The organism is Olleya marilimosa CAM030 (assembly GCF_000518485.1).
GTDB classification, from domain to species: domain Bacteria; phylum Bacteroidota; class Bacteroidia; order Flavobacteriales; family Flavobacteriaceae; genus Olleya; species Olleya marilimosa.
Genome location: NZ_JADR01000008.1, coordinates 94,139 through 106,702 on the forward strand (window position 1 = coordinate 94,139; position 12,564 = coordinate 106,702).

A 12,564-nucleotide genomic window follows, 5' to 3' on the forward strand; every position below is an offset into this window, starting at 1 on the left:
AACAACTAAAATTAACAACTAAAACTTAACAACTAAAAAAACTTAGAAATTATGGCACAAAAGAAATTATCAACAATGAATATGGTTTATGGTATTGGAGCAGCAATTGTAATTATTGGAGCTTTATTTAAAATACAACACTGGCCTTATGGATCTCTAATTTTAACAATAGGGATGATTGTTGAAGCAATCGTATTTACTTTATCTGCTTTTGAGAAGCAAGGAGGAGAATTAGATTGGTCATTAGTATATCCTGAATTAGCAGGAGGACAAGCAACTACTAAAAAAGCTGCTAAAGAAGAGCCAAAAGATGCAGAAGGATTATTATCTAAAAAATTAGATAACTTATTAAAAGAAGCTAAAATTGATGGTGAATTAATGAGTAGTTTAGGACAAAGTATCAAAAACTTTGAAGGTGCTGCAAAAGGAATTTCTCCAACAGTAGATTCTATAGCTGCAACTAAAAAATATGGTGAAGAAATGTCATTAGCTGCTGCACAAATGGAGTCTTTAAATAGTCTTTATAAAGTACAAATGGAAAGTGCAAGTCGTCAAGCTTCAATCAACGAAGAAGCTGTTGAAAATGCAACTAAATTAAAAGAGCAAATGCAATCTTTAGCATCTAACTTATCTTCTTTAAACGGAGTATATGGTGGTATGTTATCTGCAATGAACAAAAACTAATTAGTGATTAATATCAACTAATATTAATAAATAATAAACTAATTAGAAATGGCAGGAGGAAAACAGTCCGCAAGACAAAAGATGATTAACTTGATGTACTTAGTATTTATTGCAATGATTGCAATGACTATGTCAAAAGAAGTGCTATCTGCATTCGGGTTAATGGATAAGAAATTTGATAGAGCTAATGAGTTAGCTATAGCATCAAATAATGGTATTTTAACGCAGTTAAAAACACAAGCTGAAGAAAAGCCTGAAGAATTTGAATCTGCAAACAAATTAGCAAACCAAATTAGCGCAATATCTGATGATTTTTATAAGTTTTTAGGAACAGTTAAAGCTAACGATATCGTTAAGAATGGAGGTTACGAGTTAGAAGAAAATGGAGATTTACCTTACGAAGAAATGGATAAGGGAGATAAACTTGACGAACTTTGGTTTACTGGAGACAGATTAACTAAAAGAGGCCAAGAAGTTTTAGACAGAATAGAAAAGTATAAAGCTGATATTAAAGCTGTTTTGCCTAAAGAAGGTAAATGGCAACCTGTAGTTCAAAGTTTTGAAGATCGTTTTAGTACTGCACCAGTTAAAGATAACGATGGTGTTGAGAAAAAATGGTTAGATTATCACTTCCAAGGATTTCCAGCAATAGCATCTTACACTAAGTTAACAGCTATGCAAAATGATGTAAAAGCTACAGAAACTAACATCTACAATGGATTTTTAGGTAACCTTGTAAGTAATGCAACATCATTAAAAAACTATACAGCTATAGTATTAGCAGATAAGTCTGCGTTTTTTGCAGGAGAGAAATTTCAAGGAAAAGTAGTTTTAGGTAAATATGCTAACGTTGCTCCAACTAAAATGAGTGTAGCAGGAAAAGAAGTTGATTTATCTAAAGCAATCGATTCAACCGGAGCAGCAACATTAGATTTTAATGTTGGTAATGTAGGAGAGCATGAAATTGATGGTAAATTTACTTTCAAAGAAGATGGTAAGGAATTAGAAATTCCTATTATTGGAAACTACGTAGTAGTACCTAGACCAAATTCAGCAACTATTTCAGCTGACAAAATGAATGTTGTTTATAGAGGTGTATCTAACCCAATGACAATTTCATTTGCAGGTGTACCTGATAACAAAGTAAATGCTTCAGGTTCAGGATTGTCTAAAGCTAGTGGTGTTGGAAAATACTCAATGAATCCAGGAACAGGTAAAGAAGTTACTATTAATGTAACAGCTAAGCTTGATGATGGATCAACTGCGACAGATAGAGCTGTGTTTAGAATAAAAGATATTCCTAAACCAACAGGTACTATAGCAGGTCAATCTGAAGGTGGTTTACCAAGAAATAACATTGAAATTGGTACTATTAAAGCAGAATTATCTGACTTTGATTTTGATCTACCTTTAACAGTGACATCATTTAAATTTAAAGTACCTGGTCAAGCTACTGTTAACGTAAACGGTAACAAACTTAATGGAACAGCTAAGGCTGCCTTAAGAAAAGCAAGAAGAGGTGATGCAGTACAAATATTTGATATTAAATCTAAAGCTAATTCAAGCGTTAGAATTAAACCAGCAAGTCCAATAGCAATTGAATTAGCTAACTAATCAAAATATTTGATTAATTAAAAATTATAAAAACAATTTTCAGATGAATTACAAATCTTTATTAGCAGTCGTATTTGGTGTAGCATTTACCGCACAAATCAATGCGCAATCTAATATTCTTAATGCTAAATCTCCAAAAGAGATTGGTGTTAGAACAGATGAACAAAAAGCGTTAGATAACGATAAGCCTCTAGAATACGGTTATGTTGATGATAGAGATGTTATGTTTGCTAAAATGACCTGGGAGAAAGTTGTATTAGATGAACGTGTTAACTTTCCTCTGTACTACCCAGTAGATACAAATAACATTGGAAGCGACAGACGTTCTTTATTTGATGTACTTACTAAAGCAATTGATGAAGGTGAAATTGAAAACGTTTATAACGATTCTTATTTTACCGGAAAACGTACTAAAAAAGAGTTAGCTCAAATTAGAACAGCTGTAGATACTATGGATATTGGATACGATCAGTTAAATGCTGATGGTTATGTAGATCCAGAATATATTACTACAACTACTATTTCGTCTTACGATGTTTCTGCTTACTTAATTAAAGGTATGTGGTATTTTGATAAGCGTCAAGGTGAATTAAAATATAGACTATTAGGTATAGCGCCTGCTGCACCAGATGTTAACTATGTTAATTCTAATGACGAGGCAAATAAAGAGCCTATTCCTTTATTCTGGATTTTCTATCCAGATGCACGTAACGTTTTACATGAAGCTAAAGCGTTTAATGCAAAAAACAGTGCAATGCCTTTCTCTTTTGACCATATCTTAAACGCACGTCGTTTTAGTGGTATCATTTTCAAGGAAGAAAATGTATTTGGAGATCGTAAGGTTGAAGAGTATATTGCTGAAAATTCATTAATGCAATTATTAGAATCTGAAAGAATAAAAGAAAAAATCAGAAACTTTGAGTTAGACATGTGGTCTTACTAAATAGTTAGATTTAATCATATTTAAAAAACGTTCACTGAAAAGTGAACGTTTTTTTTGTTTTTATATGTTCTTATATTATTCAAATAGATATTCTATTTTTGTGGTATGAAAGTAGATTATATAATTGTAGGTTGTGGCTTAGCTGGTGTTGCGTTTAGTGAAAAGCTTAAAGCAAAAAATAAATCGTTTGTAGTTTTTGAGGATAGTTCACAGCAATCTTCAATAGTAGCAGGTGGATTATACAATCCCGTAACTTTAAAAAGATTTACTCCTGTATGGAAAAGTGAAGAACAGTTACAAACAGCATTACCTGTTTACAATAAACTTGAAAAGGAGTATGATGTCACTTTAGATTATAAAATTCCTGTCAGACGTCGTTTTACTTCTTTAGAAGAGCAAAATAATTGGTTTGAGGCATCTGATAAAGTTGGTTTAAAACCTTTTTTAAATACCACGTTAATCGATAATAATAACCCAAAAATTGATGCACAGTTTAAGTTGGGTGAAGTATTAAGTACGGGACGTTTAGATACTAAATTATTGGTTGAAAAATATCGTGCTGATTTAAAAACTAAAAATTGTTTAATAGAAGAATCTTTTGATTATGATGCATTATCAATAGGTCATGATTGTGTCATTTATAAAAATATAAATGCTAAACATATTGTTTTTGCTGAAGGTTTCGGTTTAAAACAAAACCCTTATTTCAATAATCTTCCATTAGGTGGCACAAAGGGTCAATTATTAACCATCCAAGCACCAGATTTAAAATTAGATTATGTACTTAAATCAAGTGTATTTGTTATTCCTTTAGGTAATCACAACTATCGTGTTGGTTCAACGTACGAACAAAAAGATAAAACCAACACTATTACATCTGAAGCTAGAGATATGCTTTTAGATAAGCTTAAAACCTTTATCAAATGTGATTTTGAGGTATTAACACAAGTCGCAGGTGTCAGACCTACAGTTAAGGACAGAAAACCATTAGTTGGTAGACATCAAACGTTTAAAAACATGTATATTTTTAATGGCTTAGGGTCTCGAGGCGTTATGATTGCACCATACGTTGCTAATCAATTATATGATTTTATTGAAAACAATGTAGCAATTGATGCAGAGATTGATTGCAGTAGGTTTTACTAAATAGCGTTATTTTTGGTAGCTGATTTTTCAGCTAAACTTTTGTCATAACTCATAAAAATATTAATCCAAATATTTCTTGATAACCTAACTATAACAGGGTAAAAGACAATTAGCGCTACAATAATTGCAATAAAAGCAGTGTTAAGTGTGCTGCCTAAAAATAAGTAACTTATTACAAAAGCAGCAACAGCAAAAGCTATCCCAACACCATAACTTACATACATAGATCCATAAAAAAACGATGGTTCTATTTGATATTTTGTATTACAATGTTTACAACGTTCATGCATACTAAATAGTTTATTTAGCACATATGGGTTTGGATTAGTATACATAGATTCTTGATGACACTTTGGACAAGAGCCAGTAAAAATAGAGTATAATTTAGAGCCTTTTTTAAACATAATAATTGTGTACTTTTGCAATTCAAAAAATGTGTGTTGAAGTTTTTAAAACTTCCATCACAAAATTAAGTTTTATTCTTTCAACATTAAGTAACATAAGTCACAATTCATGCTAAATATTCATAATTTATCCATTTCATTTCAAGGAGAATACCTTTTTGAAGATATCACATTTAAATTAGGAAATGGAGATAGAGTAGGACTTATAGGTAAAAATGGAGCTGGTAAGTCTACCATGCTTAAGATTTTGTCAAAGGAATTAGAACCAGATTCTGGTCAAATTGCAGCAGATAAAACCCTTAAAATTGGATTTTTAAAACAAGATATAGATTTTGTTTTAGGAAGAACTGTTTTAGAGGAATCTTACCAAGCTTTCACAGAAATTAAAGAGATTGAAGCCAAAATAGAACATATTAACACACAATTAGCCGAACGTACTGATTACGAAAGTGATGCTTACCATGATTTTATGGTTGAATTAAGTGACATACAACATCAATATGAAATTTTAGGAGGTTATAACTATCAAGGTGAAACTGAAAAAATATTACAAGGATTAGGGTTTAAACGTGAAGACTTTAATAAATTAACAGATACCTTTTCTGGTGGATGGCGTATGCGTATTGAGCTAGCTAAATTATTATTGCAAAATAATGATGTGCTACTTTTGGATGAGCCTACCAACCACTTGGATATTGAGTCTATTATTTGGTTAGAAGGATTTTTAAAAAATTATCCAGGAGCTGTCGCAATTGTATCGCATGATAAAATGTTTTTAGATAATGTTACTAATCGTACTATCGAGATTTCTTTAGGGCGTATCTATGATTATCCAAAACCTTATACTCAATATTTAGTACTACGAGAAGAAATTAGAACACAGCAGTTAGCGTCTCAAAAAAATCAACAAAAACAAATAGAACAAACTGAAAAGTTAATTGAAAAGTTTAGAGCCAAAGCTAGCAAAGCAACTATGGCTCAATCTTTAATGAAAAAGCTAGATAAAATTGATCGTATAGAGGTAGATGAAGATGACAATAGTGTAATGACTTTAAATTTTCCGGTATCAATAACACCAGGTAAAGTTGTGGTCGAAGCTAATAATGTTTCAAAAAGTTATGGTGATAATCAAGTATTAACAGGTGTTGATTTGTTAATAGAACGTGATGTTAAAACTGCTTTTGTTGGGCAAAATGGCCAAGGAAAATCTACTTTAGCTAAGATTTTGGTTGGAGATTTAAAGCATGAAGGCCATCTTAAATTAGGTCACAATGTACAAATAGGATACTTTGCGCAAAACCAAGCCGAATATTTAGATGGTAGTAAAACCGTTTTAGATACTATGATTGATGCTGCAAACGAAACTAATAGAAGTAAAGTTCGTGATATTTTAGGATCATTTTTATTTAGAGGTGAAGAAGCAGAAAAATATGTTAGAGTATTATCTGGAGGAGAGCGTAATAGATTAGCTTTAGCTAAATTAATGTTGCAGCCATTTAATGTGCTAATAATGGATGAGCCTACTAACCACTTGGACATTAAATCTAAAAACGTTTTAAAAGATGCCTTACAACGTTTTGAAGGTACTTTAATACTAGTGTCTCACGATAGGGACTTTTTAAAAGGATTAACTAATACTGTTTTTGAATTTAAAGATGGAAACATTAAAAAGTATTTAGGTGATGTCGACTACTATCTAGAACAACGTAATGTTGAAAATTTACGTGAAGTAGAAAAAAGAACCGTTGTTAAAAGTCAACCTAAAGAAACACCAAAACAAACCTACGAAGACCAGAAAAAAATCAAGTCTTTAAATAATAAGTTAAGTAATTGCGAGTCTAAAATTAGTCAGTTAGAAAAGGATATTAAAGCTATAGATACAGAATTAGCTAATAATTATGATGAAACCGTTGCAAAACCTAACTTTTTCGAAAATTATCAGGCTAAAAAAGACCAATTAGCAAAACTTATGCAAGATTGGGAGGATATAACATTGCAATTAGAGGCTTTTTAATAATTTCTTTTAGGTTTTTTTTAACGTTTTGCGTTTAAACTAAAGGCTAATTTTGCGGTCATATCATCAAAACCAACCGCATGCGCAACATTATATTATCCATTTTAGGTGTTTTATTTATTATTGCTACAGTATTTATTTCTAAATCATTAATAGATAATAAAAACAAACCAAAGCCTATAGCAGCAAAAGTTATCAAAACCGTATTTACCGATACGGTAAATAATACAACCATACCTATTGTTATACCAGCAAATGGTAACTTAACAGCAAAGCAACGTGTAGAGCTTTACTCGGAAGTACAAGGTATATTTCGTAATGGTAGTTACTTGTTTAAACCAGGTCAAAACTATCGTAAGGGACAAACGTTAATTCGTGTTGATGCTGCAGAGTATTATGCTAGTGTTCAATCTTCAAAAAGTAATTTGTACAATTCGATTGCTGCAATAATGCCAGATTTACGTCTAGATTTTCCGGATGTGTTTCAAAAATGGCAAACTTACTTAAGCAGTTTTGACTTAAATAAAACCACACCAAAATTACCAGAAATAACGTCAGATAAAGAAAACTACTTTATTACTGGACGTGGTATAATTACAAATTATTACAATGTAAAAAACTTAGAACAACGCTTATCTAAGTACACAATATCTGCACCTTTTAATGGGATTTTGACTGAGGCTTTAGTTACTGAGGGATCTTTAATTAGAAACGGTCAAAAATTAGGAGAGTTTATTAATCCTTCAGTTTATGAGATGCAAGTCGCTATTAGCAAGAGCTTTGCAAATATCTTAAAAGTTGGCGAAACTGTTAGTTTAACTAATTTAGATAAAACAGAATCTTATACAGGTAAAGTATCTCGTGTTAATGGTAGTATCGATGCTAACACTCAAACAGTAACTGCTTTTATTGAAGTTGAAAATAGTAACCTTAAAGAAGGTATGTATTTAGAAGCAAATTTAAATGCTAAAAGTATAGAAAATGCTATCGAAATTGATAGAAACCTGCTGACGGATAATCAAGAAATCTTTGTAATAAAAGACAGCTTGTTAGACGTTATGCCAGCTAAGCCAATACATTTTTCTGACACTAAAGTGGTTTTAAAAGACGTACCTAACGGAACCGTTATATTAAAACGACCTGTTCCTGGTGCTTATGCAGGAATGTTAGTCCAGCCATTTGTTGAAAACAATACCAATAACAATAGCGCTGAATAATGAGAAAAATAATAACTTATTTTATAAAATATCACGTAGCAGTTAATGTCTTTATTTTAGCATTTGTTGTTTTTGGTATTCTAGGATATTCGTCTTTAAAGTCTTCGTTTTTTCCTTTAGTGGAGTCAAAAATTATCAACGTTAGTATAGCGTATCCTGGAGCATCTCCTCAAGAAATTGAAGAAGGTATTGTGCTTCAAATCGAAGAAAATTTAAAAGGACTAAAAGGGGTTGATCGTGTCACCTCTGTGTCTAGAGAAAATAGCGGAACCATTACTGTCGAGATTGAAAAAGGTGAAAACCTTGACTTTATGCTGCTTGAGGTTAAAAATGCAGTGGACAGAGTGCCAACTTTTCCAACAGGTATGGAGCCTTTAGTGGTATCTAAACAGGAAGAAGTCCGTCAAACTATTTCTTTCGCTTTAAGCGGAAAAGACATTCCGTTAGCCACATTAAAACAATTAGGTCGTCAAGTAGAAAATGATTTACGTGCTATTGATGGTATTTCGCAAATTGAAGTGTCTGGTTATCCAGAAGAAGAAATTGAAATAGCAGTAAATGAAGGTAGTTTATTGGCGTATAATATAACATTTAGTGATGTTGCCAATGCAGTATCAACATCTAATATATTAGTAACAGGTGGTAATATAAAAACTGATGCAGAGGAGTATCTGATTAGAGCTAACAATAAACAATATTATGGAGACGAGATGTCTAACATTATTGTAAAAGCTTCAGCAGATGGTAAAGTAGTACGTTTAAAGGATGTTGCTGTTATCAGAGATCGTTTTTCTGAAACACCAAATGCAACCTACTTTAATCAACAATTAGCAGTTAATATTACTGTAACAAGTACAAATAACGAAGACTTAATAAGCTCTGCAGATAAGGTAAAAGATTATATCCAGGCTTACAACCAAAAACATAATAATGCACAATTAAATATTGTAAGAGATTTATCTATTACATTAAATCAGCGTACAGAGTTGCTTACAGAAAATGCTATTGTCGGAATGATTTTGGTATTAGTATTTCTATCGCTATTTTTAAATACAAGACTAGCTTTTTGGGTAGCCTTTGGGTTACCAATTTCATTTTTAGGAATGTTTATTTTTGCAGGACAATTTGATGTTACCATTAATGTTTTGTCATTATTTGGGATGATTATTGTTATTGGTATTTTAGTAGATGATGGTATTGTTATTGCAGAAAATATTTATCAACATTACGAAAAAGGTAAGACGCCAATCCAAGCAGCTATTGATGGGACAATGGAAGTAATTCCTCCTGTGGTTTCAGCAATTATAACAACACTATTAGCCTTCTCGTTATTCTTATTTTTAGATAGTAGGATTGGAGAGTTTTTTGGTGAAGTTTCCGTCATAGTTATATTAACCTTAGTAGTATCATTGGTAGAAGCACTAATAATACTACCAGCTCACTTAGCACATTCAAAAGCTTTAAGACCACATATTGAAGAAGAAAACCCATCAAGAATCAAACAATTTTTTGGTAAAATGAGGTTTATTAACAAAGCAGGAGATAAATTGATGTCTTTTTTAAGAGATAAAATATATGCACCAACTTTAGACTTTGTACTTCAATTTAAAATATTGTCACTAGGGATTTTTGTAGGTCTCTTAATTTTAACTTTTGGATCCATTGGAGGAGGTATTATAGGTGTAACTCTGTTTCCAAGCATTGCTAGTGATACAGTTACGATTCAGCTAGAAATGCCTAACGGAACAAATGTTAAGGTGACAGATTCTATTATGTCTATGATAGAAGAAAAATCATTTATAGTTAATCAAGAGCTATCAGAAAAGTATTTAAAAGGTACAGATAAACAATTATTTGAAAACACAATATTGACTTTAAATAGCAGTTCTAGTGCATCTTTAAAATTAAATATGCTTCCAGGAGAAGAACGTCCAGACGCCATTAAAGCGTCAATGGTAGCTAATAGATTAAGAGAATTAGTTGGACCTGTTGTTGGTACAGAACGTTTAATATTTGGATCAGGAGGAAACTTTGGTGGTAGTCCAGTATCTGTATCATTGCTAGGTAATAATATTGAAGAGCTTAAAGCGTCTAAAATAGAAATGAAAAACTATTTAGAAACCAATCCGCTACTTAAGGATATCGAGGATAATGATCCAGCTGGTATTAAAGAAATAAGATTGCAACTTAAAGAAAGTGCTTATCTTTTAGGGTTAGATTTACGTACAGTCATGACTCAGGTACGTTCTGGATTTTTTGGTGTGCAAGCACAACGTTTTCAGCGTGGACAAGATGAGATTAGAGTTTGGGTTAGGTATGATAGACCAAACAGAAATTCGATTAACGATTTAGATGATATGCGTATTTTAACACCATCAGGTGAGCGTGTTAATTTAAAAGATATTGCTAGTTATACAATTGAAAGAGGAGATGTCGCAATTAATCACTTAGAAGGTTTAAGAGAAATTAGAGTATCTGCAGATTTAAAAGATCCTAGTACAAGTAATACAGATATTTTAGATGATATTAAAAATAATTTTATTCCGCAATTGCAATCTAAATATCCAACAATTACAGCTTCATTTGAAGGACAAAAGAGGGAAGCAACTAAGTTAAAAAGTTCTTTATGGCAAGCAGGAATACCAATTTTACTGCTAATCTATATTACTATCGCTTTTACTTTTAGAAGCTACAGTCAACCTATATTATTAATATTATTAATTCCATTTAGTTTAACAGCAGTAGCTTGGGGACACTGGATATTAGGGTTTCCAGTAAATATATTATCACTACTAGGTATTATTGCATTAATTGGTATTATGGTAAATGATGGATTGGTATTAATAGGTAAATTTAATAGTAATTTAAAGGAAGGTATGTCTTTTGATTTAGCAATTTCTGAAGCTGGAAAATCACGTTTTAGAGCCATTTTTCTAACCTCCTTGACAACGATTGCTGGTCTTGCTCCATTATTATTAGAAAAAAGTAGACAAGCACAATTCTTAAAACCAATGGCAATCTCTATATCTTTTGGTATTGCCTATGCAACAATTTTAACCTTACTAGTGTTGCCTTTATTTTTATCTTTTAGTAATACTTTTAAACAAAAAGCAAAATGGTTGTTTACAGGTAATGAGGTGACTAAAGAAGAAGTTGAACGTGCTATTAAAGAACAAAATGAAGAAAATGAGTATTAATTACAATCTAATTATAGCAATATTTTGTTGTGTTACCATTGGTAAAGCGCAGGATATTTTAACACAAGAACAAGCTGTAAAATTAGCTTTAGAAAATAACTACGGAATTAAAATAGCGAATAACGCTGTAAGAGTTGCCGAAAATAATACAAGTATTTTAAATTCAGGTTTCTTGCCTACGCTTACAGGTAATGCAGGAGCAACTTATAATTTAGATAACACTGAAGCTGAATTTTCAAACGGTACATCAACAGTTTTAAATGGAGCAGAGAGTGACAGGTATAATGCTTCAGTAAGTTTAAACTATACATTATTTGATGGATTGGGTAGACGTTACAATTATAAAAGTTTAAAAGAGCAGTACCAATTATCAGATTTGCAAGCTAGAGAAACGATAGAGAATACGATTACTCAGTTATTTTCTATTTATTATAATGTAGCACAACTAACAGAAAATCTAGATGCTTTGTCAGAAACCTTAAATGTGTCTAAGGATAGATTGGTACGTGCGCAATACCAATTTGATTATGGTCAAAATACTAAACTTGGTGTTTTAAATGCCGAAGTAGATATAAATAATGATAGTATTAATATTATATCTGCAGCACAACAATTAAAAAATGCCAAACGTGATTTAAATGTAGTACTGGGTAATACCTTAGGGACTGATTTTTCCGTTAGTACAGAGGTTGACTTTACTTTAAAGTTTCAAAAAGACAGTTTATTTAATAAAGCTAAAACTAGAAACGTAGCCCTGCTTCAAACAGAAAAAAATATTGCAATAAGCCAATTAGATATTAAATCAAGTAAATCAGGTTACCTTCCAACAGTTGGATTAAATGGTACTTATGGATGGAATAAAAACAATAATAATGCAGCGTCTTTTGTTGCAGTTAGTACTAATACAGGTTTATCAGGTGGTTTAAATTTAACTTGGAATTTGTTTGATGGAGGCGGAACAATTACTAGAGTAAAAAACGCAAAAGTTAATTTAGAATCACAACAATTAGAAAAAGAAAATATATTAATTGGTATTGAGCGTGATTTTGAAAATGCTTGGGAGAATTTTTACAATAAATTAAATATTTATAACATCCAGCAACAAAATATTATGACCTCAGAAAATAATTTTGAGCGAACAAAAGAACAATTTAAAATTGGTCAAGTAAATTCAATTGAATTTAGACAAGCACAACTTAATCTGTTAAATGCAGAATTAAGCAGAAATCAAGCAAAATACGATGCAAAATTAGCAGAGTTGCAATTGCTTCAATTAAGTGGAGAGCTGTTAAATGTTCAGTTTTAAGTTTTTTATTTTCAGTGGTTTATAAATTATTTAATACTC

Annotated in this window: 9 protein-coding genes; 8 read left to right on the top strand and 1 reads right to left on the bottom strand. The window is 31.4% G+C overall.

From position 1 onward, the window contains the following. The first annotated feature begins 51 nt into the window (after window positions 1–51). The 4 genes from porL (at window position 52) to M890_RS0110515 (ending at window position 4,387) form a co-directional block, all read left to right on the top strand. Complete coding sequence (porL, locus tag M890_RS0110500) at window positions 52–684, top strand: type IX secretion system motor protein PorL/GldL (protein ID WP_028283501.1); 633 nt, start codon at window positions 52–54, stop codon at window positions 682–684. Window positions 685–732: 48 nt separating this feature from the next. Then, window positions 733–2,298 (top strand): type IX secretion system motor protein PorM/GldM, encoded by a 1,566-nt coding sequence (porM, locus tag M890_RS0110505; RefSeq protein ID WP_028283502.1) that lies wholly within the window; start codon window positions 733–735, stop codon window positions 2,296–2,298. Between the two features lie 43 nt (window positions 2,299–2,341). Beyond that, window positions 2,342–3,241, top strand: a complete 900-nt coding sequence (gene porN / locus M890_RS0110510; RefSeq protein WP_028283503.1) for a type IX secretion system ring subunit PorN/GldN — start codon at window positions 2,342–2,344, stop codon at window positions 3,239–3,241. Between the two features lie 105 nt (window positions 3,242–3,346). Next, on the top strand, window positions 3,347–4,387 hold the full coding sequence (locus tag M890_RS0110515) for an NAD(P)/FAD-dependent oxidoreductase (protein ID WP_028283504.1): 1,041 nt from the start codon (window positions 3,347–3,349) through the stop codon (window positions 4,385–4,387). Here M890_RS0110515 and M890_RS0110520 read toward each other — a convergent pair. Next, the gene (locus M890_RS0110520) at window positions 4,384–4,791 is read right to left on the bottom strand and encodes a DUF983 domain-containing protein (protein ID WP_036597435.1); all 408 of its coding nucleotides are present in this window, start codon (window positions 4,789–4,791) and stop codon (window positions 4,384–4,386) included. The genes M890_RS0110515 and M890_RS0110520 overlap by 4 nt on opposite strands. Before the next feature lie 109 nt (window positions 4,792–4,900). Between M890_RS0110520 and M890_RS0110525 the strand changes: the two genes are divergently transcribed. The 4 genes from M890_RS0110525 to M890_RS0110540 all read left to right on the top strand — a co-directional run bounded on the left by M890_RS0110525 (window position 4,901) and on the right by M890_RS0110540 (window position 12,525). Continuing rightward, entirely contained in the window at window positions 4,901–6,805 is a 1,905-nt protein-coding gene (locus M890_RS0110525) for an ABC-F family ATP-binding cassette domain-containing protein (RefSeq protein ID WP_028283506.1), read from the top strand. Window positions 6,806–6,885: 80 nt separating this feature from the next. Beyond that, window positions 6,886–8,022 (top strand): efflux RND transporter periplasmic adaptor subunit, encoded by a 1,137-nt coding sequence (locus tag M890_RS0110530; protein ID WP_028283507.1) that lies wholly within the window; start codon window positions 6,886–6,888, stop codon window positions 8,020–8,022. Continuing rightward, complete coding sequence (locus tag M890_RS0110535) at window positions 8,022–11,219, top strand: efflux RND transporter permease subunit (protein ID WP_028283508.1); 3,198 nt, start codon at window positions 8,022–8,024, stop codon at window positions 11,217–11,219. Before M890_RS0110530 ends, M890_RS0110535 begins: the two co-directional genes overlap by 1 nt. Next, complete coding sequence (locus M890_RS0110540) at window positions 11,209–12,525, top strand: TolC family protein (protein WP_028283509.1); 1,317 nt, start codon at window positions 11,209–11,211, stop codon at window positions 12,523–12,525. Before M890_RS0110535 ends, M890_RS0110540 begins: the two co-directional genes overlap by 11 nt. The last annotated feature ends 39 nt before the right edge of the window (window positions 12,526–12,564 follow it).